The sequence below is a fragment of the Polaribacter butkevichii genome (assembly GCF_038024105.1).
Taxonomy (GTDB): domain Bacteria; phylum Bacteroidota; class Bacteroidia; order Flavobacteriales; family Flavobacteriaceae; genus Polaribacter; species Polaribacter butkevichii.
This window is the reverse complement of the sequence record NZ_CP150661.1, coordinates 110,940-134,233: the sequence shown is the minus strand read 5'-3', so window position 1 is coordinate 134,233 and position 23,294 is coordinate 110,940. Positions and strand designations below refer to the sequence as shown.

The following is a 23,294-nucleotide window of genomic DNA, read 5'->3' as shown; positions in this document are numbered from 1 at the left end:
CAACATTCCTTCTGGAGATTGGGGGCTAGTTGACGATAAATGTTCCAGAATGTTGACTTTTTGTATCGTCAATTAGGCTATATTTATAAACTCCTTTTTTTAATTGAGGAGCATTGTATTGTACTTCTTTAGAAGATGAATGGGCACTTAATTTTTGAACATCTACTACTCTACCCATTACATCATAAACTTTAATTTGAATATCATTAGAAGCCACTGGCAATAAAATTGTTGTAGAACTTGTAAAAGGATTTGGATAATTTTTTAACTTGTTGTTCTTTTCTACGATAACATCATCTGTAATTAAAGTATTATTTATTGTAAATGCTATTTGGTTTATATCAAAATTAAAAGGTTTGTAATTGGTGTAATCTCCTATAATTGAAAACACTACCGTTTTAATATCTGTAATTGCCGCTTTATTCCCAAGATGATCTACAAAATCTGAAAAGGAAATACTGTACATTTTTTCTTTTGAATTTGCCGGAATTGTATAACGCAACCTATTTTTCCAAGCTCTATCTTCACTAGACATAAGTACTATTTCTACAGGCTCATTATTTCTAATTTTAAAATTAAGAAAGTTATATTTAACCACATTTAAAGTTTTATTTTCAGGTAAAAGATGTCTAAATAAATTAACATTTCCTTTTACCTCTCCAATAGCTTTAACACTTCGTTCTACTTCATAAACAGTTTCCTTAAATTCTCTTTTAAAGGTCTTTATTTCAAAATTTGAAACCATTGCATATTCTTTCAAATAATCTAAACCCCAAGGTCCATCTGCCAAATACAACGCATCTTTTTGATTAGAAGAAGTAGTTTCTAAATAAAACCCAATATCAAATAAAATACCTGTTTCTATAGCTAACACTTCATTATAATCACCCGAAAGTGAAAAAGTATTTGCTGCTTTAACGTGATCAGAAACTTCTGTATCTGCAATATTACCGACAAAATTAACGGCTTTTTCTTGAGTTCTATTGATTAAATTTAAATGGACAATACCGTTAGAGTAACTTCCTGTTTGTACAAAAACGTTTGGTAATACACTTTCTATAGTTTTGCTTTTAAGTGTACCTATTAGGCTATATTTTTCTAAAATATAATTTGCAGTTGCATAAACTTGAGCATAAGAACTTCCCCAAATTAAATAATTTTGATAATTCCCTGTAGGATATTGGTCTATATTCCAAAAACTAAACAACTCCTTATTGTTGTTATCTACTTTAATTGAAAAGCTTAAAGTATATTCAACTTTACCAGAAACGTTACGTATTTTAGATTTTATTACTTGATGCTCTTTTACTAAAACAGTACTAATGCTATCTAAACTAGCTCCATTTAATCGATTACAAATCTCTTTATAATGATTGTAAACACCGCCTTCCGTTTTTGTTGCAACAACCGAAGCTACTTTATGTTCTCGTTGATAATAAGCTACCGATAAAAAATCTTTTATATTTTTATTAACGACCAGTTTTTCTGGGATAGAAACAAATGCTGTTTCTGTATGATTTATTCCTGTTTCTGGTAAATATTCGTTGAAAGAATTTGTATAATTCTTTTTATAAAGTTGCTTATTTTTTACACCTTCTATACTAACAAAATCACTTTTGTCTGTTTGAGCGATGGTGTTTCCTATTGTTACAAAAAGGAGAATTAGCAATATTTTTTTTATGATATGTTTCATTATATCACAAAAATAAACACAAAGTAAAGGTGATTTATTAACTTTTAGCCACTAACACTTTAACTATAGATGAGCTGTAAGACTTGTTTAGACAAACATTAAAGTAGGTCTAGCCTTTTCATTAATTCTGGACGCTTAGACCTACTAACAGGAATAACATCTTTTTTGATTAAAACGCTATTATCTTCAATATCTATAATTTTTTTAATATTGATAATGTACGAACGGTGTATTTTTAGGAATAAAGAATCGGGAAGTTTTTCTTCTATTTTTTTAAGTGTAGAATGCACTGTATAATCTTTACTTTCTGTTTTTATTTTAATATAATCGCCTTTTGCTTCTATTAAATAAATACTTGGTAAATCTATTTTTATTAATCTACGATCTATATTTACATAAAAATCGTTTTCAGTATCTTTAGTTTTAGCAATTTGTTTTGCAGAAGTAGTTACAGATATATTTTTTTTCTCGGCCTTTTCTATTGCCTTTTTAAAACGTGGCAACTCTACTGGCTTTAATAAATAATCTACAATAAAATCATATTCAAAAGCTTCTATAGCAAATTTTGGATCTGATGTTGTTAAAATAATTTTTGGTGGATTTTTTAGACTTCTAATAAAATCTAAACCACTAAAATTGGGCATATGAATGTCTAAGAAGATTAAATCTACTTCATTTTCATTCAAATATTTTATTGCTTGTATGGCACTAGGAAACTCTTCTAAAATATTTAAAGAATCTATTTCATTGCATAAGGTTTTAATTATAACCCTTGCCATTTTTTCATCATCAATAATAATACAATTCATAAAACTTATATAGTTTCTATATACGTTGTAATTGCTTTTAAAATTTTTTCAAAATCTTCTTGTTTCTCTAAACTTAGTTCTCGAAGGTTGTGTTCAAACTCATTAGCAATTTCGTAACTCTTTTCGAGACCTAAAATACTAATTTTATGTTTAAGTTTATGAACACTTTCTTCTATTTTTTTAAATTCTTTCTTTTCTAGGTAATCATAGTACTCTTTCTTTTCATCTGGAAACTCTGTTTTAATAACGTCTATTAACTCATTTCTAATAGATTCGTCTCCTCTTGCTAACTGTTCTATGTATTCTAAATTTGGTTGTTCCATCTTTATTTTTTTATGCTAAAATAAAAAGTAGAGCCTACTTTTGGCTCAGATTCTAAATAAATTTCTCCTTTATATACTTCTACAATCTTTTTTACAATAGATAAACCTATTCCTGTAGACTGATAATCATCTTCTAATTTTTGAAATGCCACAAATATTTTATCAAAATACTTACGATCAATTCCGTTACCATTATCTTTTATATAAAATCTCCAAAAATCAGGAGTTTCTTTAAAGCCAATTTCTACCGTTTTGGCTTCTTTATCATTAAATTTTACAGCATTATTTATTAAATGCTTAAATAATTGGTTTAACCTAAATTTATCTCCTTTTATAGTTGGCAATTTTTCTGGAATACTAAAAGTAGCCGCATTTGATATTTCTTTATTATTTAAAATTTCATCTACTAAAGTATCTATACTTACATCATAAAAATCTTTTTCAATTTTACCAATGGTAGAATATTGTAAAATCCCTTTTACAAGTGTATCCATTTTTTCTACATTTTCTCTAATAAATTGTAAATTCTCTTTACCTGTATCATCTAACACACCAGAATAATCTTCTAAAACCCATGCCGTTAAAGCCTCTATACTTTGTAAAGGCGATTTTAAATCGTGAGAAACCATGTGCGCATAATCATTTAATTCTTGATTTTGGCGCTCTAAATTTCTTAAAAGTTTGTCTTTTTGTTGATTAATTTTAATGATTTCTTTGGTTTGATTGTCTATAAAATCAACCAATTTTAAAGAATCTACACTTTCTTTAGGACGATTATTCTTTAAATCATAGAACTGTAATTTGTCTATGACACTTTCTAATTTTGAGATTACTTTTTTTTGAGAATCAGATTCTTCTCTTAATTGTTCATTAGCACAAAACAGCTCTTCAGAACTAAATGTTGTAGCTCTCTGAAGCATTAAAAACTGCTCTTCTGAAGTACTATAAGATTTATCAATAGCCTCTAAGAATTCTTCTAACTCAGCGTTAGACTGCAATTCTTTGGGTAGATATTTTCTTATTTGTCTTTTTAATAAAGAATTCATTATTCGCTAATTAGTGTAACTGTCATGGTTTGGTTATGTAATTCACAACTATTTTCTCCTATAAAAGGCGCTATTTCTCCGTAAGAATACAACCCTGTTATGGTTGTTGCATCTCCTACAACTTCCATTACCTCTTCTACTTCTTCTTCTACTCTTTGGTCTAAAACTAGTTTTCTACCTATACAACTTACTAAAATGGCTAATTCTGGTTTCTTTTTTCTAAACTCTAAAGCATTTTTAGCCGCTTTTTCTGCTGCATTTACAATATTATCTACATTGGTCATCATTAATTGTACTTTAGAATTCTCTAAAATATCACCCGCCAAAATCATAGAATTTTCTTCTTCATCTATATTTAAAATACTTCTTACAATGGTGTTGTGCCCATCTTCTGTTTTTACATTTAACGGGTATAATAATGCTGCACCTGGCAATTCTTTAGATTTTTCTCCTAAATATTTCTTATATAAATCTAATGCAGGTAAATTATCTAATTCATATAACGTATTTCCTTCTGATTTTGTTACAATTCTTTCTGGTCCAAAAGGTGTCCAACCGCCATTAATAGAAAATGTAATCTCTAAAGACTCACCATACAAGCCAATAGCCACTATTTCTCCTGATTTTGGTTTTTCGTTATAAGAAGCTATTGTTTTTTCAAATCGAGCATCATCTCCACACAAAGCACCCGTAATTAATAAATTATTTTCTGTGGCAGCATTCATACCTCTTGTTAATTGACTTCCGTTTATAAAACTTCCTTCAGAAACAACAAAAACGTGCTTTAAACCTTCTTGAGAAAATTGGCTAATTAAATCTTTACCTACAGAAAAACTATCTACTTTAGAATCTGAATTTGAGTCTAAAACATTTGTAGTTTTAATTATAAAATTACTTTTTTCAAATTCTATAGCTGTAATAGTAATACTTTCATCATCTATAGATTCTGATGAAATATCACCACAAGCAGACCCAAATACAATATGTCCGTCTTTAAATTTTGTTCTAATTTCATCAAAAATAGCTTCGTCTTCTAATAAAAACCTATTTCCAAAAACAAGTACTAAAGGAGCTTTTAGAGGGATGTTTTCTGATAAGTATTTCCAATCAGAATTTTTATTTTTTTTAAGTTGTACAGTTTTCATTTAAGTTTTTTTTATGGTGAAGTAAAAAGTAGTTCCTTTATTTGGTTCACTTTCTAACCAAATAGTTCCCTCATGTAAGTCAATTATTTTTTTTACAATTGACAGCCCTATTCCTGTAGAATCTTCTCTTTTATTTAAAGAGGTAAAAACTTCAAAAATTTTATCATGATATTTTTTTTCAATTCCAATACCATTATCTCTAATAGAAAATTGATAAAAAGAAGCATCTTCTTTATAATCTACTTCTACAATACCTATTTCTTTATCACAAAATTTAATTGCATTACTTATAAAATTTTGAAATAATTGTTGAAATTTGGTTTTATCTCCTTTAACAATTGGTAATTTTTTTAAAACATTAACAGAGATGTTTTCGGGTATAAATAATATCTTTTTTAAATCTGATAATGTGTTATTTAAATCTACATTTTCATCTTCTTGTGTGCTAGAACCAGCACTAGAATATTCTAAAACATCAGAAATTAGTTTTTCCATAGTTTCTAAAGTATCTTCTACAAGATCAAAATTTTGAAGTGTCATTTCATCAAACTTACCTTCGTTATCTGCTTTAATCCAAGAAACCAATGCGTCGATACTTCTAAGTGGCGATTTTAAATCGTGAGAAACAATATGTGCATATTCATGTAAATGTTCATTACTTTTTTCTAATTCCTTTAAAATTTGCTCTTTTTGTAATTGCAACCTTTTAAATTTAGTAATATCTAGATTCAAAGCAATAGAACCAATATTTTCTCCCAACAAATTATAATTTGGAGCAGCACTTACCAACCAATATTTAGTTTCTCCACTTTTATTTTTTGTTTTAAATTCATAAGAGGTAGATTCTCCTTTAAGGCGTTTTTCTTTTTGATCTTTTACAACATTTGAACTATCGTTAAATGCAAAAATATCACGACCTACTTTTCCTATTAATTCTTCTTTGGCATACCCAGACATTTCTAAAAAACTTTGATTTACCATCGAAATTTCATCATCTGTATTAATCTCTACCAAACCTAAATTCATATTGGCAATTATACTGCTATATTTTTCTTTTTCACTTTCTAAACTTAAGCTGTATTTTTTTTCTAAGGTAATATCTCTAAAGGTCCATAAATACCCCTTTATTTTGCCTTCTATAAATATGGGTATATAATTTCTTTCTAAAATGATACCATCTACCATTTCTAGTTGCTCTCCAAAAACAGGTTCTCTAGCAGCCACTATTTCATCCATTCTATCTACAAATGATGTAGGTTCTTTAAATAAGACTTTGTTATGTTCTGAGGCTACTTTACAATCCATCCCCAATAAATCTTGAGGTTGTGCATCAACTTTAAATAATTCGCAAAACTTTGTATTTGATAATACTATTTTTCGATTTTCATCTTCTAAAATAATACCACTATTTAAGTTTAACACAAGTGCTGCTAATCTATTTTCTGACTCTACTAATAAATATTCTTCTTCTTTTTCTTTTGTAATATCTCTAATAATACCTTGCGCTGCAATTGCTTTATTTTCTTTATTATAAACAATAGTTGCATTTATTTGCACCCATTTTATTTCTTTATTTTTGGTATAAACTCTTGCTGTAAAACCATTAAAAAAACCTTTTTCATATAATTCTGTAAAAGACTTATAAGTATATTCTACATCTTCTGGGTAGATAATTTCTGTGACATTAAAATCTTCTACTTCAATATTGTACCCAAAAAGACTTACAGCTACCTCGTTCATTTTTAAAACATTACCAAACAAATCCATTACTAGATATGCATCATTAATGTTATCAAACAACCCTTTTAATGTAGATGATTTTTCTTCTAAAAGTTCATTTAACTTTATATTAGAATCTTTTAATTCTTCTGAAAGCTCATATAAATCTCTAGATTTATCTTCTAGAATTTTTTCGGCAGCTTTTCTAGCAGCTTTTTCACGTTTTAGGGCGCGTTGTAGTATTTCTATTTGATCTTGACTCATTATTTTTTATTAACAATAAATCGAACCTCTGTACCGTCTTCTTTAATTTTTTCTAATACTATTGAAGCTTCTGTATTAAAATGCTCAAAAGTTTTATTCATTAATCCTAATCCAAAATGATGCATTGCTCTACTAGATTTATACACCATTGTTAAAGAGTTCTCTGTTTTTTCTTCTACTACAAATGTTGGCAATTCTGCTTCTGGATAAATTTTTTGCACCTCTACGTGTATATGATTTTCAATAGAAGCCAACATTTCTATTGGGTCTTTATAGGTTGCTAAAAGACCAGGATAACTTCTTTCTATCATTCCAAAAAAGTGTTCTGCATAAACCAAAAGTAAGTTATCTGTAGAAATACCAGTGTTATCACTAAGGTTTGTTACTAATTGTAACATCTCAGAAAAACTATAAGTTCCAACAGATGTATAAATTCCTTCTGACGCTAATTCTGATTGATAAATAATTTTATCAACCATTTCTAAACCAAACTTTTCTTCTACTAGATCTAAAAATTCTGTAAAAACAATTCCTTTCATAATTAGTATTTTTTTAATTCATTCACACTCCAATATGACAATACTGTTTCAATCTTTTTAACATAATCATCATATTTTAAAGGCTTTAAAATATAACCAGAAACACCAAGTTTATAACATTCTTCTAAATCTTTTTGATTATCTGAAGTAGTTAATATGACAGTAGGAATATGTTGTATATTTTCATCCTTTTTTAAGATCGATAGAAATTCTATCCCACTCATTTTAGGCATGTTTAAATCTAATAAAATTAAATCAGGAAAATTACTTTTATCCTGCAAAATTTCTAATGCTACTTCACCGTTTTTAGCTTCCTGCATTGTATGATCTAATTTTAACAATGAAAGTGTTCTTTTCATTTTCATTATTTCAATTAGATTATCTTCTATTAACAATACTTTCAAATTTTTAGACATTTTGTAGGGTTTAACTTTTAATTTCTACAAATTTAGGTTAATAAAACAATGTCTTTTATAGGTAGTTGGTCAGACAATTTAAAGTATCGATGAAATGCAAAAAAGTATAGATAAGATATTTTGGTCTAAACCAAAAAACTCCAACTTTTCAGTTGGAGTTTTTATAAAAAAAATACTTAAATTTATTTTCTAACAGCTTTTACAATAGCTAAAGCTGCTCTTACATCTTTTTCTAATTTTGCATAATCTTTGTTAGCAATAATTTCTTTAGAAATTAATTTAGATCCCATACCAACACAAGTAACACCTGCATCAAACCAACCTTTTAAGTTTTCTTCTGTAGGAGAAACTCCACCTGTTGGCATTACACTTGTCCAAGGTTGTGGGCCTTTAACTCCTTTTACAAATTGAGGTCCATAAATATCACCAGGGAATAATTTTACGATTTCGCATCCTAATTCCTCTGCTCTAGTTATTTCTGTTAATGTACCACAACCAGGAGACCATAATACTTTTTTACGGTTACAAACAATTGCAATATCTTCTCTTAAAACAGGAGTTACAATAAAATTTGCTCCTAATGCCATATATAATGAAGCTGCTCCTGCATCTGTAACAGAACCAACACCCATAATCATACCTGGTAATTCTGCAATAGCATATTTTGTTAACTCACCAAAAACTTCGTGAGCAAAATCTCCACGTGCTGTAAACTCCATTAAACGAGCGCCACCATCGTAACATGCTTTTAATACTTTTTTACTTAATTCTATATCATTATGAAAAAACAAAGGAATCATCCCTGTATCTTTCATAACTTGTGCTACTTCTAATCTTGAAAATTGTGCCATTTCTATTATTTTTTAATTGTGTAAATGTTTAACTGTGTAAATGTTGTAATAAAATATTACGATTAAACAATTACACAATTAGTCCAAAAATTTATCTTGCTACTCGTCCAGAAGCATCACCACCCATTAATTTTTCTACTTCTGCAACTGTTACTAAATTTGCATCACCTTTAATAGTGTGTTTTAAACAAGATGCCGCAACTGCAAAATCTAATGCATTTTGATCATCTTCTGGGTATGTTAATAATCCGTAGATTAAACCTCCCATAAATGAATCTCCACCACCTACTCTATCTACGATATCTGTAATTTGGTACTGACGTGTTTGTAACATTTCTTTACCATCATATAAAACTCCTGCCCATGTGTTATGAGAAGCAGAAATAGAACCTCTTAAAGTAGTAATTACTTTTTTAGCTCTTGGAAATTTCTCTGTCATTTGTTTACAAACAGATAAAAAAGCTTCTGCTTTTACATCATGACCAGCTGTTTGAACTGCTGCTCCGTCTGGTTTAATACCAAAGTGCATTTCTGCATCTTCTTCGTTTCCTAAAATAATATCACAGTAAGAAGTTAATTCTGTCATAATAGATTCTCTATGTGCAGCATCACAGAAATTCCATAATTTAGCACGATAGTTTAAATCTGTAGAAATAGTAATTCCTTTTGCGCTAGCAGCTTTTACAGCTTCTAAACAAACATCTGCAGAACCTTGAGAAATTGCAGGCGTAATTCCTGTCCAATGGAACCATTCACAACCTTCAAAAACAGCATCCCAATCGATCATACCAGATTCTATTTCTGCAATTGCAGAATGCGCTCTGTCATAAACCACTTTAGATCCTCTAGATACAGCCCCTGTTTCTAAGAAATAAATTCCTAAACGGTCTCCACCATAAACAATCTTATCTACACCAACTCCTCTTTTACGCATTTCCATCATTGCACACTCACCAATATCATTTTTTGGTAAACGAGTTACAAAATCTACATCTACTCCATAATTGGCTAATGATACTGCTACGTTAGATTCTCCACCACCATAAATAGCGTCAAAATTATTTGCTTGTGAAAATCTTAAAAATCCTTGAGGAGCTAATCTCAACATGATCTCTCCAAATGTTACTACTTTTGCCATTCTAAATTCTATTTTAATATTACAGTTAATTGGTTAAACGTTTAAGCAGTTTTCTAAAATAAAATCAAAAGGAAAGATTTACACTATCATTTTGATTATAAATATTATCGTACTACATTTGCTTAAACGATTAAGCAAAGATATAAAAAAAATATTATCAAAAAGAAAACTACCATAAAAGATATTGCAAATGTTCTAAACATTTCACCTGCAGCTGTTTCTAAAGCCTTACATAATGATACTCGAATTAGTGAGAAAACAAAAAAAGCAGTTAGACAGGTAGCAAAAAATCTTAATTACCAACCAAATTATTTAGCAAGTGCTTTAAGAAGTGGAAAAAGTAAATTAGTTGGTGTAATAGTACCTAGAACAAACAGCAACTTTTTTTCATCAGTCATTCAAAATTTAGAAGAAGTTTTAAATAAAGAAGGTTATAATATTATTATTACACAATCTAACGAATCTTTTAAAAAAGAGTGCGCTAGTATCGATACCTTATTATATACACAAGTAGATGGCATAATTGCTTCTATGGCCAATGAAACTGTAGATTTAACGTATTTTGAAAAAGTTAAAAAAGCAGGCATTCCATTAATTATGTTTGATAGAGGTGAAAATGATTTAAATGTAGATTATATTGGTATAGACGATTACAATAGTAGCCAAATAATTGTAAAGCACTTGGTTGATAAAGGCTGCAAAAGAATTGCCCACATTGGTGGTTTTAAGCATACTAGAATTTTTAACAATAGAATTAGAGGTTATATTGATGCTCTAAAAAAAAATAATTTACCTTTAAATGATGAGTTACTAATAGAAAGTAACCTTAGCATAAAAGATGGAAGAGAAAAAATGACTCAGCTTTTATCTCTAAAAAACAGACCAGACGCTGTTTATGTTGCAGGTGATTATGCTGCATTAGGTGCTTTACAAGTATTAAAAGAAAATAATATTAAAATACCTGATGAAATTGCTTTGGTTGGTTTTGGTAACGAACCCTTTACATCGATGACTACACCTACAATAACAAGTATAGATCAGCATAGTGATGAAATTGGTAAACAAGCTGCCTTTGCGTTCTTAGAACACGCAAAAAAAGCAGTGGTTAAACAGACCTTTACCAAAAGAATTTTAGATGTTGCACTGATAGCTAGAGACTCTACAGATAGAAAGCATTCTTAACCTTTTCTTTCTATTTTTTTTAGAAACTTTACCGTATTTTTGTTCTCTTTTTAAAGAACTCCAATTACTTGCTATGAAACAACTCATTATTTTATTATTACTAATTATTGCTTTTAGTATTGGTTTTGGAAAGTACCAAGAATACAAAAGATACAACGCTCCTAATGTTAATTATAAAACAACGAAAAAATTAGATTTAGACTATTACAATCAAGAAACTGTACTTAATTACTATAAAGCCATTGAAGACGTAAATAGTTTTGTAAAAATGCAATGGACTGCTAATGATATAGATGTTAGAACCCCAGAAGACGATACTGAAAAAACTAAATTAGCTGTTAAAAAGTATGCAAATAAACTTGCTATTATTAAATACTATGAAAGTAAATTAGAAAACTCTCAAATTTTAAAAGCAAACGGTTTAAATAACAAAGAAATACAATTTTTAGAAGAAACAGGAACTAATTTTAAAGCCTACCAAAAATCTTTAGCAAAAAACAAAATTAAAAGGATGTTTAATCCTGATAAAGCTTTGATTAATGGCCATAAAACTGCTTTTATTTATGAAATACAAAAGCAATTAAACAAAAAAGGTTTTGAGATTACTACAGATGGTGTTTATAAAATTGAAACACTGAATGCTATTAAAATTTTTGAAGAAAAAAACAACCTATTTGCTGATGGTGTTTTAGATATTTTAACTTTAGATACTTTATTTGAATAACCAAAGATGTTAGCTTTTACTAACATCTTAAAATTATTTTTTGTTTTTTGAAGCTTTTGCCTTTGAGTCAGTATTCTTATGATCTTTGGTTTTCTTTTTCTTCTTATTTGGCATTTTACCTTTTATTCTATCTTTTTCTATAGTAATGTCTGCCATAAATTCTGAATTAAACGTATGTTCTTTTGCTAATTTTATATATGTTATAGCTGTTTTATAATCTTTTAATTGCTCATATAAAATGGCTTTTTTAAGATATAAAAGTGCTTTATCAGATCCTTTTACTTTTAATGCAAAATCTATAAAATCTTCTACTTCTTTGTAATCTTCATTCCATAGAAGTGTGTTTATATATGGTGTATAAACCTCAAAAGCATGAATATTTTCTGCCAAAGCTTGTTTAAAATAAGCTATTGCTTCTTCATATTTATACAACTTTTCTGCATAAACTCTTCCCATTAAAGTTAATGCCATTGTATTTTTATCATCATAAGACAACGCAAAATTTAAAGCCTCCATTACCTCTTCTAAATCGAAAGGATAACTTTCTAATGCTTTAAAAATATAATTATTTACTAGTGTTCCCATTTTTTTTCTTTGTTTGTCATTGTAAAATACAATGACTCTTTTATTCTATTTTAAAAATCATTTTAAGTTGATTGCGCTACTTTTAAATAATTTTTATTTTTTTTGATGTCTCTTTTTCATTTGTATGCTATTATAATATACACCTTTTTTTTTGTAAATTATTAATAACAACATCTTCTTTGTTTATGTATTCATCAATTGTGCCATTTTATAAACTGCTTTCTAGAGAAAGAATTGTTTATCAATTCTTTTAGAAATATTCTTAAAACTTTAGCAACGACAAAAGTACGTCCTCTTTTTCCTTTTTTTACAGATATTTCTATTATATTTTTATCTTTTGATATAAAACAGTGAAAAAGGTTTAAAATGGACTTTTATAAAAATACAAATGCATTCTTTTATTTTGTTAATTCGTTGGCAAAATTGCTTGCGTTAGGGATTGAAACGGCATCCTTTTTGTTTTTTTTACAAAAAGATATAGTGAAAAGCCCGACCTTTAGGTAACGCACAAAAAGGGTATTATTTTGCATAAAAAAACGTCTAAAAAATTAATTTTAGACGCTTATACTATTTTAATTTAATGTTATTATTTTATAAATTTTGTAGTTACGACCGTATTATTTACGGTGTAGTTTATTAAATTAATATTAGATGCTATGTTAGAAACATCTAAAGATTTAGTGTTTTTACTGATGGCTTTTTAGATATTTTAACTTTAGAGGCTTTATATTATAAATAAAACATACCATATTAATTTAAATAAGCAGTACAATAATTATTTTATTGTACTGCTTACTATTTTTTATACAAACTTGTTTTTTTTACAATTTAGAAAGTAAGATTGTTTTTAGAACTCCTTTATTTTGAATAGAAACAACATATAAACCTGTTTTTAATTGAGAAATATCTAATACTGTTTTAGATGTATTTTCTAATGTTTGTTTTATTACAGCTTTACCTTGCAAATCGAATATTTTTACGATTGCTCCTTTTTCTGGTATATGGGTAATTGTTAACTGTTGATTTCTAACAGGATTAGGATATAATTTTATTTGCTCTTTTATTTTTATCTCTGAAACTTTTTGTAAACTTTGTACACTATTACAACTTGGTGCTGTTGTAGAATTATTAAAGTAAATTGTAAAGTTTCCACTTTTAGAAACCATTACAAAATTTCCATTATTTTCTGCTACCCAATAAGAATCATCTAAATTAGAAATACCCGAATTACTGATAGTTAACTCTGGCTTTGACTTACTAAAATCATAGGTCATTTTCTTTTTTAAATCTAGATAATAAGTAGGAACACCATTATTGGTATTTATTGCAAATCTGCCCAATATATTACTTGTACTATTCCAGTTAATTCTAAATTTTTTTAAATTAGATAAATCTGGTCCTCCTGTACCAAGTACGTGTGCATTTAAAAAAACAGCATCTGTAAATGTTGGTAACGCGTTTGGTGATGGCGTATTAAAAACACAACTTGTATCTGTATCTATTACATTACTTACTGTAACGGTAATATTAGCTTCTGCTGTAGCGCCTATATTATCGATTGCTTTTACAGACAAATTATAGTTTCCTATTTGTGCATTTGTAATGCTATATTTATACGGAGCGGAACTATCTTCACCTAATTTTTCGTTATTATTATAAAATTCTACTTTAGCAATACTACCATCACTATCTGCTGCAATAGCTTCTATAGAAATTGTTTCTCCTACTGTAAATTTAGTTCCATTATTAGGCAATTTAATGCTAACGGTAGGGGCACTATTACCTGCGTCTCCATTATCACATTTTACAATATTCCAACTAGGGCAAGATAAAACCATAGCTTTTAAAGAAAAACTACTTGTTGGGTCTGCTGTATTAGGATTACGAGTATTGTTCCAGAAATGAATTTCTGAAGGGCTACCTCCTTTTGCTCTCATTGAAGGAATATCTGCTCCTCTTGTACCTAAATTAAATGTATTATTAAAAACAGCATTTCTATAACCTGTATTGTAATTTGTTTTTCGATCTTGAAAATCTATTGCAGAATTTATAATTGTAGATCCATCTAAATTAAAAGTATTACCATACACAAAGGTATACGCTCCTTTAAGATCTATAAAAGCGTCTGCACTATTTTCTCCTGTAATTCCCTCTGCAGAAAAAGTACAGTTTCTAATAATAGTATTTAAAGTTCCTTCTTTTATATCTACCCCTTCTGCAGCAACATTAGGACCAATAATACAATTTTCTATTGTATTATTATTACAATCTGGACTATAAGGATTGTTGTGTTGAGATTTATCTGAACCAACATACAAACCCTCTCCAAAACCTGGTTTTTTAACACCTGTATTAGAAACGTTACAACCAGTAACTAAATTATTACTAGAGCCATCTCTTAAATGTATACCTTCTTCTCCGATATCTCTAACTGTTATGTTTTCTATAAGACCATTATTTGCATTATCAAAGACCAATCCTTTAGAACCATCTTCTAAAATAAGGTTTTTTATTTGCCAGTAATCACCTATAATTCTCATTACGTATCCATCATATTTACCTTCTTTTCCTTTAAGAATTGGAGGGTTAAGAGCATCTTTTGCTCTAATTATAATAGGCTTATCTGCATTACCATCTTTTGCAGAAAAAAATAGAGATGCTCTACCATTAGTATTGTCTTTTTCTAATGCAACATAAGTACCTGGAGCTATAACAATTTCGTTTCCTGGTTTTGCATTTTTCATTGCATTTAAAATACACTCTACAGTATTACATTCAATTTTACCTGTAGTGGTAGTATCTTCATTTTTAGGAGTATCATCTGACCAGTTTTTTATAATGTCTTTTACAAATACTCCTGTTGCAGTTAAATCATCATTTTGCAACCCAGAAATTCCTTTACCCGAATTTATAATTGAAGCTCCTTCTGGTTTATCGCTAACCGCCCAATTTACATGACTTATTTTATTTTCCTTTAAAAAACGCATCCATTCTTCTGTTTCGGAAACAGATGCATCTCCTTTACCGTCTGCATTTACAGCTCCCCATTCTGTTGCAAAAATTGCAACTCCGTTATTTAATGCTTTTTTAACTTTGTCTCTTAAAAATCCAGAATGTGTACCCGCATAAAAATGTAAAGCATATGCTGTATTACTATCTACTATTGGGCTTTGAGATGCAACATCAACATCTTGAGACCAATTAGGGGAACCTACAATAATTAAATTATCTGAATCTTTAGAACGAATTGCATTAATTACCTGAGTGGCATAGGATTTTACCACAGACCAAGGTTGCTTTATGGGTTCATTATAAATTTCATAAATAACATTATCATTTTGTCCGTATAACTCTGCCATTTCTCTAAAAAAGGCAACAGATTCTTCTTGATAATTTTCAGCCTCATGGGTATGCCAATCTATAATAACATAAATACCTTTGGCTATTGCAGCATCTATTACTTTTTTAATTTTGTTTTTTTGAGCAATAGGACTATCAATGTATCCTGTTCCTCCATCCCATGATTCTTTTACACCCATGGCAATTCTAATAATTGAACTATTCCAATTATCAGCTAAGTGATTCACTGTACTCGAATTGTAAAAATCTGAAGAATCTCCTGCGCTACTCCAAAACAAGCTGTTACCAGCTAAACTAATAGAGGTGCCAGATTTGTCTACAATAGTATTACCATCAACCCGTAATCTACCATGTTTATCTACAATAGATTGAGCTTGGATACCATAGGATATCAATGAAAAAATAAATAATGCGTAAAATTTTAGTTTTAGTTTGGTCATAATTATAAGTTTTTATATCGCTAAATTAACACAATTACTCATTCTAAAAAACTAAAAAACAAACCATAACAACCTAAAAAACAAACAATTAAACTATTATACTCCTATTTAGGATAATAGTTATATTCTTTTGATAAATATTTAAGTTTATTTCTTTTAAAAGAATGGTTTCATAAATAAAATACATCTATCACAATTATTTACAACAAAAAAAAGTGCCTAAAATTTAATTTAGACACTTTTACTATTTTATTTAAAGTTCTTAATCTACAATATTGAGTTTAGTAGTAGCAAATGAAGTCAGTTTATATTTACTCATACATTAAAAATTACTGTTTTGTTAAAAATTTAGGTTATAAAAATGTAAAAAAAAGAGATCCTAAAATAGCATCTCTTTTAAATTATTATAAAGAAGTAAAGTTATTCTTTAATAAACTTTGCAGTACCTATAGCATTATCTACAGTATATTTAATTAAATAAATACCAGATGCTAAGTTAGAAACATCTATAGATTCACTGTTTTTATTGATTGCTAAACTGATAACTTGTTTCCCTAAAATATTATAAATAGCAGCATTTTTAATAGTGCTTTCTGCTGAAATATTTAAACTGCTCGTAGTTGGGTTAGGATACATAGACACATTTAATTGTTTATTATCTGACACGCTTGCTGTTGCTGCATTAAACAACATAAGATCGTCTATATAAAAGGTATAGTTTGCACTTCCGTCTCCCATAGTTCCTAAATCGAAAATTAAAACAACGCTGTCATACGATCCACTAGGAATTGCTGAATAATCGAAGGTTAAAGTTTCCCACGCATTTGCTGTGGTTATGGTTACTTCTTTCTCGAAACTAGTAGCTGGACTTGCAGAATTTTCTACTTTTAATAACACTTTTGCATTTGCTCTTGGCGAATATACTTTCATTGTAAAAGTATCATTTGCTGTAAAATCCATTGCTGAACTTAATTTTACGACACTTCCACCCCAAGGTTGACCTGCATTTTTTACCATTTTACCTACATTTGCAGAAGAATTATCTGCATTGTTATGTGGGTTTGTTTCTGTGGTAACAACTCCTCCATCAAAATTGGTCCATGTTGTTGCACTTTCAAAATCTAAAGGTAATGCTACTGTAGGAAGCACAACACCTGAAGAAGTTAATGCAATATCATCTATATAAAAAGTAAAGTTAGCAGAACCATCTCCAACTGTTCCATTATCAAATATTAAGACCAATTTATCATACGAATTAGCCTTACTAATAGTTGCATAATCAAAGGTTAAAGTTTCCCATCCGTTGATTATGGTTGTTGTAACTTCTTTTTCGAAACTAGTATTCGCATCCGCAGAATTTTCTACTTTTAATAAAACTTTCGTTCCTATTCTTGGTGAATATACCTTCATTGTAAAAGTATCATTATTAGCAAAATCCATTGCAGAACTTAACGTTAAGGCACTTCCACCCCAAGGTTGACCATCAAATTTTACCATCTTACCAACTTTTGCAGAAGTATTGTCTGCATTTTTATAAGGGTTTGTTTCTGTTGATACAACTCCTCCATCAAAATCTGACCAAGTTATTTCGCTTTCAAAATCTAATGGTAACGAAGCAGTACCTGCAACAGGAACTTCTGGTGCATCTGTTAATTTTTCTGCATTAAATTTAATATTGTCTATATATATGGTATTTCCTGGTGCTCTATCTGCCATATCTTGCGTCCAATCTACAAAAACAACCATTTGACTGATGTTAGATAAATCTCCATTAGGGTTTATTCCAGAAAGATCAAAAGTTAATGTTTGCCATTCATTTACCACTGTATTACCAACATTCTGGTCTGTAATCTGAAATGATGTTCCTGCACTATTGGTCCCCATTTTAATACCTACAGTACCTACGTAATTTTTATGTACGTCCATAGTTAAGGTTAAGTTACTTACAACACCCATATCTATTTTCCATGTTCCAAATTTAGAGTCTTCCCATTTATTATTAACACCTGCATAAAAAGCATTTCCAGGTCCCATAACAACTTTCATTACTTTAGAAGCAGTAGTATTTACACCATTTAAATTGGGGTTATCTACAATCTCTGCAGGAGCAGGTTGGTTATCAAACGTATACCAATTAGACGCAATTCCAGATGGCGTACCTTCTTCAAAATCTAAATGATATTCTTGTTGTTGAGAAAAGCCTATTGATGTGATCAATAAAGCAAATAATAGAGTAATTTTTTTCATAATAGTTATTTCTTTAAATTAGTGTATTCAATATTAACCTTAAACTATACAATATTGATTTTTTAGACCTAAACAAAAAACATACAGTTTGAAAAAAATGATAAAAAAATGAATTAAAATAGCAACAAAAGCAATGATAGCATCATAATAATAGCAAATTATTAAGAATGAATAAAAGACAACAAATAAGCATTATTTTACAACTGTATAGGTAATGTATTGTTTAAATAGTAAGTGTTGTTGTTCTAATTTTTGATGTATAGCTGCATTAAAAAAAAAGAGGACTATAAATAACCAAACACGGACAACAACAGCACAAAAAAAACATATTAAAAACCTAATAAACAACAAGATAACACCACTAAAAAAACTATTAAGAGCTTAATAATATAAAGCTATTAAGAAAGTTACACTCGTTATTAATATACTTATAACCATAACCAACCTCTTTATATAGATTGATTTTGATACGTTTTAAGGACTTCTTAAAAAAACATAAAAAAACGCTATAAATATCAAGTATTTATAGCGTTTATAAAGAAACAGAAGTTGTTTCATTGATACTATATGCTAATTTATATTTTCTTTAAAGTTTCTTGCTTTAAGGCTTTTCTTTTATTTAATTCTGCACTAATTTCTATTGCTCTTTCTTCTGTTAAATCGTAATCTCTCATAATATACATAGCAATTGCGGTCCCTAAAATAGGAAAAACAGAGAAGAAAAATCTTAACCCAGTAACTGCTCCTTCTGGCTGCGTAGCGGCATCTGGTGTAAAATCTACCATAAGCATTATTAAGCCACTTAAACCACCTGCAATGGCAAAACCAAATTTTACCATCCACCAATAAATTGCGCCAAAAATCCCCTCTCTTCTTTGTCCGAAATTTAATTCATCTAAATCGCAAATATCTGCGGTCATAGACATCATTATTGTAAATAAACCACCTATACCAAAAGAAAAAAAAGGTAGCGCTAACAAAAATAGATAGGGTTTGCCTGGTATAAAAAGAAACCACAATAAAATGTATCCAAATATTGAAATTCCTTGTGAAATTAAAAAAGCATTCTTTTTACCCATTGCTTTAGATATTTTGGCAACTACAGGTATCACCAAAAAGGTAGTTATTAAAGCACCTACACTACCAAATAGTGTTGGCCAAATCCAAGCTGCGGCAGCATCACCATTAAACAAATAATAAACAATGATAAAAAAAGAAAAAGCTGCAACCGTATTAAATGCATTAAAAATAAAGAAGGTAGCTATACAAAGTTTTCTAAATTGTTTAATTTTAAAGGCTTCTTTAAAACCTTTTAATATTTCTCTAAGACTACCACCAATGTTTTTTATTGTTAAAGGCACCAAACTATCATCATCTAAAGTAGATTTATCTTTTAAAAATATGGCGGGTACCATGGCTAATAAAGCACAGACAATAGCTACCCAAATTGCCAAAGTTCTTGTTGCAACATCTCCAGAATCAAACCAATTAGGGTCGTACATAATTACCCACAACCAAGGTGCTAACACCCAAGCCCATTGCCCAATCCACTGAGATACTGCCATAATGCTGGTACGCTCATGAAAATCATCGCTCATTTCATAGCCCATTGCCACATAAGGAACACTAAAAATAGTTAAGCCTAAATAGAAAACCAAAGACCAAAATAAATAATAAGCAAAATTATAATTTAAACTATCTTCTCTATAAAGTTGCCACATTAATGCAAATGAAATACCCATTATAATAGCACCAATAAAAACATAATGACGTCTTCTACCATATTTAGAACGGGTATTGTCTGAAATAAACCCCATTATTGGATCTGTAATAGAATCGAAAATACGAGGAAGAAAATACAAGATACTCCACATCCAAGTTGGGAAACCTAAGTCTTTAACTAAGACCACCATAAAAATACCTAAAGCAGCCGGAAACATTTGGTTTGCCAACATGCCCAAACCGAATGCTATTTTTTTTCCCATCGGAACTTTAGAAGATGAATTTGTCTTAGTCATAATGTTTTAGTTTTTAATAGTTGATACCATAATGGTTTGTAATGCTTGTGCATCTATATTTACAAGGGTTTCTTTTTCTCCTAAAAGTAACTTGAAACTCTTTTTTGTTTTCCCTTCATTAAAAACAACCACAGCAATAGAACCGTCTGTGTTTTGTGCTGCCGTAACTTGCAATTCTTTATCTGAATTTTCTAAACCAATTACTTTTGCCTCTGGTCTTATGTATTTACTAAAATGAGCCATTGTGTAATAAAGTGGCGTAAAATAAACGGCATCTTTTGCAGGGTCTACAATTACGGGAGCCACACACCAATTCTCGAACCAGTTTGGACCTCCTTTTGTATCTAAAACCATATTCCAATCTACCCAACCATCTACCCAATTATTTAGGCAACCAATAATATCTCTTGCATATCTGTTAACTGGTGCATATTTTGGATGTAAATGTTTGTCTTTTTCTGGTGCCCAATCCCAACCCCAATCTGTTGCTTCTTTTTTCCAATACCAAGCGTCATCTTGCCAAACTGGAACCTGAGAATCGATACAACCTTCTGTTTCTATTAAGTATTTATTTGGTGCTTTGTTATGTGCATATTGCAACGCTTCCGGAAAAACTTCATAGGTACTTTCGTACCAATGTATGGCCGTTCCATCATAGTATTTAGAGGAAGCTTCATCTTTAAACATAACATCTACCCATTCTTTTAACCCTTCTCTATTTTGATCGTACCCTAAAATTTTAAGATCACCTTTTCCATCTGCTTCTAATTTAGGACCTAAGTGATGCTGAACAAACTCCGTCATTTCTTCTGGAGAATAATGCATACTTTCCCAATTATTTCCATTTCCGTGCGGTTCATTTTCTACTGTAAATCCCCAAATATCGATGCCTTCTTCTTTGTAAGCATCTGCATATTTAGAAAAGAATAATGCCCAAGTATCATAGTATTTTGGTAATAATTTACCGCCAACCCATTTCTTATTATCTTTCATCCAAGGAGCGGCTGTCCAAGGTGAAGCAAAAATTTTAAATCCGTCTTTAGACACTTTCATAGCATCTTTTATCATCGGAATTAAATCGTCCATATCTTCCTTAATTGTAAAGTGTTCTAACTCCATATCCTCTGCTACAGGAGAATAGGAATACTGATTGAGAGAAAAATCACAAGAGTTCATGTGTGTTCTTGTTAACGAATAATTGGCACCATCTTCAGCAAAATAAGCTTGTAAAATAGTATCTCTATTTTTTTTACTTAATTTATTTAATAAATATGCTGATGATTCTGTAAAAGCACCACCAAAACCAGTAATTGTTTGAAACGTCTCTTTAGGGTTTAAAGTTATTATTGATGCATTTTCATCCGAAGTAAACGTTGAAATAGGTGTTAATTTATTCCCTGCTTCAGAGGTTTCATAAACAGTTACATTTAGTTTGTTATCAACTTGCGTACAACTAATCATCGCTATTAAAAAAAGTGTTAGAAAATAGAATTTTGTTTTCATTGTTTTTATTTTTTATAGTCTGTATTCGGAACAAAAACGTCTTTCATCAACGCTTCTTTATTTCCATTATATGTTTTTGTAATTGGTTGTCCATTTCTTGTTAAACCTTTAAAAACACCTTTATCAACCAAATTCCAAAGCGCATATTTAGCTTCTCCTTTTAAAGTGATTAAACCAAAATGATTTTCTGAACCATTTGCATTTTCAGCATCTTTCCATTGTTCATCAAAAGCTTCAAAATAGAAACAAGAAATCCCTTCTTTATTAGTCCATTCTCGCAAACTATTATAATACAAACCTTGCTTGTATTCGTCTGTTGCTCTAGAGCCTTGTGCGCCATAATAGCCGTTAGAAATCGTTGCCCAACCTGTTTCGCCAATATGAACAGGTTTGTTTACGCCCAAGCTTTTCATATAACTTTTTACAGCATTATATTGCTTTATGGCAAACTTTTTAGACCTTAACATGGCTGCATCAATTTTTTCTATGTCTGATAAATGCAACTCATTATCGGGTACTTTCCAAAATTCTGAATTGTGGTGCGAATTATGATATGGATACGTATGTGCAGAAATATAATCTACGGCTTTTATCAATTTTTCTAAATCTTCTGTATGATAAATTGAATCTCCGCCACCCCAACAAGAAAAATCGTCTGAACTTGTAATCCAAACATCTTTAGCCAACTTGCTATTTTTCTTTAAATCTTGCAGGTGATTTACCCATTTTAAAATCACATTCGGTTGTACAAAATAACTTGCTGCCCATTTTACCATCGCTTCATTACCCACCGAAATTACTTTTACAATCTCTGGGTATTTGTTTGCCAAGGCGACTGCTCTTGCTATTTCTCCTTCATTTTCTGGACTTTCTAGATTATGATTTGGCTCTTTGTCTGTCCAAGCATTTAAACAATCTATCCAAGCGCCCAACATTACATACATTTCAAAATTTGCATCTTCTTTTTTAAGTTGATGAATGGCTTCTAAAACATTTGCTGCATGTGGTAATTTTGGTTGCACATTATAGGTTCTTAAAATGCGAATCCCCATAGCATGCATCAACTTTAAATCTTCTTTTAATTGAGAAATTGTAGGTTGATTGTCTTCTCTATATTTCTCTCTATAACCTCCATAAGAGATGGCTAAATAATCAGGATTTCCTAATATTTCGGCAGCTGTTACAACTTTTTTCACTTCTTTTAACTTCACTTTAGAAGTACAGCTAACGCAAAAAATAAACACAATAATTACAAAGGATATTTTAAAAATTGAATTCATATTTTGATGTTT

The 23,294-nt window shown here is 29.7% G+C and carries 18 protein-coding genes; 2 read left to right on the top strand and 16 right to left on the bottom strand.

Translation table 11 applies throughout. The annotated features are described in order from the left end of the window. Window positions 1–25: 25 nt before the first annotated feature. The 10 genes from WG951_RS00500 to WG951_RS00455 all read right to left on the bottom strand — a co-directional run bounded on the left by WG951_RS00500 (window position 26) and on the right by WG951_RS00455 (window position 9,943). Complete coding sequence (locus WG951_RS00500; RefSeq protein ID WP_105048260.1) at window positions 26–1,693, bottom strand: T9SS type A sorting domain-containing protein; 1,668 nt, start codon at window positions 1,691–1,693, stop codon at window positions 26–28. Window positions 1,694–1,791: 98 nt separating this feature from the next. Next, window positions 1,792–2,502, bottom strand: coding sequence for a LytR/AlgR family response regulator transcription factor (locus WG951_RS00495; protein WP_105048259.1), 711 nt, complete (start codon window positions 2,500–2,502; stop codon window positions 1,792–1,794). 5 nt (window positions 2,503–2,507) lie between these two features. After that, complete coding sequence (locus WG951_RS00490; RefSeq protein WP_105048258.1) at window positions 2,508–2,825, bottom strand: Hpt domain-containing protein; 318 nt, start codon at window positions 2,823–2,825, stop codon at window positions 2,508–2,510. Window positions 2,826–2,827: 2 nt separating this feature from the next. Continuing rightward, window positions 2,828–3,871, bottom strand: a complete 1,044-nt coding sequence (locus WG951_RS00485) for a sensor histidine kinase (protein ID WP_105048257.1) — start codon at window positions 3,869–3,871, stop codon at window positions 2,828–2,830. Then, window positions 3,871–5,016 (bottom strand): FIST signal transduction protein, encoded by a 1,146-nt coding sequence (locus tag WG951_RS00480; protein WP_105048256.1) that lies wholly within the window; start codon window positions 5,014–5,016, stop codon window positions 3,871–3,873. The genes WG951_RS00485 and WG951_RS00480 overlap by 1 nt, the downstream gene beginning before the upstream one ends. Then, window positions 5,017–6,999 carry a PAS domain-containing sensor histidine kinase gene (locus tag WG951_RS00475; protein WP_105048255.1) on the bottom strand — a complete coding sequence of 661 codons (1,983 nt, stop codon included), beginning with the start codon at window positions 6,997–6,999 and terminating at the stop codon, window positions 5,017–5,019. After that, window positions 6,999–7,538, bottom strand: coding sequence for a heme NO-binding domain-containing protein (locus WG951_RS00470; protein ID WP_105048254.1), 540 nt, complete (start codon window positions 7,536–7,538; stop codon window positions 6,999–7,001). Before WG951_RS00470 ends, WG951_RS00475 begins: the two co-directional genes overlap by 1 nt. Before the next feature lie 2 nt (window positions 7,539–7,540). Beyond that, on the bottom strand, window positions 7,541–7,954 hold the full coding sequence (locus WG951_RS00465; RefSeq protein WP_105048253.1) for a response regulator: 414 nt from the start codon (window positions 7,952–7,954) through the stop codon (window positions 7,541–7,543). A 182-nt stretch (window positions 7,955–8,136) separates the two neighbouring features. After that, window positions 8,137–8,805 (bottom strand): bifunctional 4-hydroxy-2-oxoglutarate aldolase/2-dehydro-3-deoxy-phosphogluconate aldolase, encoded by a 669-nt coding sequence (locus WG951_RS00460; protein ID WP_105048252.1) that lies wholly within the window; start codon window positions 8,803–8,805, stop codon window positions 8,137–8,139. A gap of 91 nt (window positions 8,806–8,896) precedes the next feature. Further along, complete coding sequence (locus tag WG951_RS00455) at window positions 8,897–9,943, bottom strand: sugar kinase (RefSeq protein WP_105048251.1); 1,047 nt, start codon at window positions 9,941–9,943, stop codon at window positions 8,897–8,899. A 129-nt stretch (window positions 9,944–10,072) separates the two neighbouring features. On the opposite strand from WG951_RS00455, the gene WG951_RS00450 reads away from it, so the two are divergent. Both WG951_RS00450 and WG951_RS00445 read left to right on the top strand, forming a co-directional pair. Beyond that, window positions 10,073–11,125: a LacI family DNA-binding transcriptional regulator gene (locus WG951_RS00450; protein WP_317044726.1), complete on the top strand. Its 1,053-nt coding sequence runs from the start codon at window positions 10,073–10,075 to the stop codon at window positions 11,123–11,125. Between the two features lie 73 nt (window positions 11,126–11,198). Continuing rightward, on the top strand, window positions 11,199–11,849 hold the full coding sequence (locus tag WG951_RS00445) for a peptidoglycan-binding domain-containing protein (RefSeq protein ID WP_105048249.1): 651 nt from the start codon (window positions 11,199–11,201) through the stop codon (window positions 11,847–11,849). Window positions 11,850–11,882: 33 nt separating this feature from the next. Here the strand turns inward: WG951_RS00445 and WG951_RS00440 are convergent, their stop codons facing one another. From WG951_RS00440 to WG951_RS00415, 6 genes are all read right to left on the bottom strand, one after another. Then, complete coding sequence (locus tag WG951_RS00440) at window positions 11,883–12,434, bottom strand: tetratricopeptide repeat protein (protein WP_105048248.1); 552 nt, start codon at window positions 12,432–12,434, stop codon at window positions 11,883–11,885. Window positions 12,435–13,255: 821 nt separating this feature from the next. Next, complete coding sequence (locus WG951_RS00435) at window positions 13,256–16,234, bottom strand: cellulase family glycosylhydrolase (RefSeq protein WP_105048247.1); 2,979 nt, start codon at window positions 16,232–16,234, stop codon at window positions 13,256–13,258. 420 nt (window positions 16,235–16,654) lie between these two features. Then, window positions 16,655–18,481 (bottom strand): T9SS type A sorting domain-containing protein, encoded by a 1,827-nt coding sequence (locus WG951_RS00430; RefSeq protein ID WP_105048246.1) that lies wholly within the window; start codon window positions 18,479–18,481, stop codon window positions 16,655–16,657. 575 nt (window positions 18,482–19,056) lie between these two features. Then, window positions 19,057–20,499, bottom strand: coding sequence for an MFS transporter (locus WG951_RS00425; protein WP_105048245.1), 1,443 nt, complete (start codon window positions 20,497–20,499; stop codon window positions 19,057–19,059). A gap of 6 nt (window positions 20,500–20,505) precedes the next feature. Beyond that, window positions 20,506–22,002: a glycoside hydrolase family 30 protein gene (locus tag WG951_RS00420; RefSeq protein WP_105048244.1), complete on the bottom strand. Its 1,497-nt coding sequence runs from the start codon at window positions 22,000–22,002 to the stop codon at window positions 20,506–20,508. Between the two features lie 5 nt (window positions 22,003–22,007). Continuing rightward, window positions 22,008–23,282, bottom strand: coding sequence for a glycosyl hydrolase family 17 (locus tag WG951_RS00415; RefSeq protein WP_105049352.1), 1,275 nt, complete (start codon window positions 23,280–23,282; stop codon window positions 22,008–22,010). Window positions 23,283–23,294 lie beyond the last annotated feature (12 nt).

Excerpts from the sequence above, each read along its gene's own strand:
- WG951_RS00475 (WP_105048255.1), bottom strand. The coding sequence starts at position 6,999 with ATGAGTCAAGATCAAATAGAAATACTACAACGCGCCCTAAAACGTGAA.
- WG951_RS00460 (WP_105048252.1), bottom strand. The coding sequence starts at position 8,805 with ATGGCACAATTTTCAAGATTAGAAGTAGCACAAGTTATGAAAGATACA.
- WG951_RS00480 (WP_105048256.1), bottom strand. The coding sequence starts at position 5,016 with ATGAAAACTGTACAACTTAAAAAAAATAAAAATTCTGATTGGAAATAC.
- WG951_RS00465 (WP_105048253.1), bottom strand. The coding sequence starts at position 7,954 with ATGTCTAAAAATTTGAAAGTATTGTTAATAGAAGATAATCTAATTGAA.
- WG951_RS00485 (WP_105048257.1), bottom strand. The coding sequence starts at position 3,871 with ATGAATTCTTTATTAAAAAGACAAATAAGAAAATATCTACCCAAAGAA.
- WG951_RS00425 (WP_105048245.1), bottom strand. The coding sequence starts at position 20,499 with ATGACTAAGACAAATTCATCTTCTAAAGTTCCGATGGGAAAAAAAATA.
- WG951_RS00455 (WP_105048251.1), bottom strand. The coding sequence starts at position 9,943 with ATGGCAAAAGTAGTAACATTTGGAGAGATCATGTTGAGATTAGCTCCT.
- WG951_RS00430 (WP_105048246.1), bottom strand. The coding sequence starts at position 18,481 with ATGAAAAAAATTACTCTATTATTTGCTTTATTGATCACATCAATAGGC.
- WG951_RS00420 (WP_105048244.1), bottom strand. The coding sequence starts at position 22,002 with ATGAAAACAAAATTCTATTTTCTAACACTTTTTTTAATAGCGATGATT.
- WG951_RS00415 (WP_105049352.1), bottom strand. The coding sequence starts at position 23,282 with ATGAATTCAATTTTTAAAATATCCTTTGTAATTATTGTGTTTATTTTT.
- WG951_RS00440 (WP_105048248.1), bottom strand. The coding sequence starts at position 12,434 with ATGGGAACACTAGTAAATAATTATATTTTTAAAGCATTAGAAAGTTAT.
- WG951_RS00435 (WP_105048247.1), bottom strand. The coding sequence starts at position 16,234 with ATGACCAAACTAAAACTAAAATTTTACGCATTATTTATTTTTTCATTG.
- WG951_RS00500 (WP_105048260.1), bottom strand. The coding sequence starts at position 1,693 with ATGAAACATATCATAAAAAAAATATTGCTAATTCTCCTTTTTGTAACA.
- WG951_RS00445 (WP_105048249.1), top strand. The coding sequence starts at position 11,199 with ATGAAACAACTCATTATTTTATTATTACTAATTATTGCTTTTAGTATT.
- WG951_RS00490 (WP_105048258.1), bottom strand. The coding sequence starts at position 2,825 with ATGGAACAACCAAATTTAGAATACATAGAACAGTTAGCAAGAGGAGAC.
- WG951_RS00495 (WP_105048259.1), bottom strand. The coding sequence starts at position 2,502 with ATGAATTGTATTATTATTGATGATGAAAAAATGGCAAGGGTTATAATT.
- WG951_RS00470 (WP_105048254.1), bottom strand. The coding sequence starts at position 7,538 with ATGAAAGGAATTGTTTTTACAGAATTTTTAGATCTAGTAGAAGAAAAG.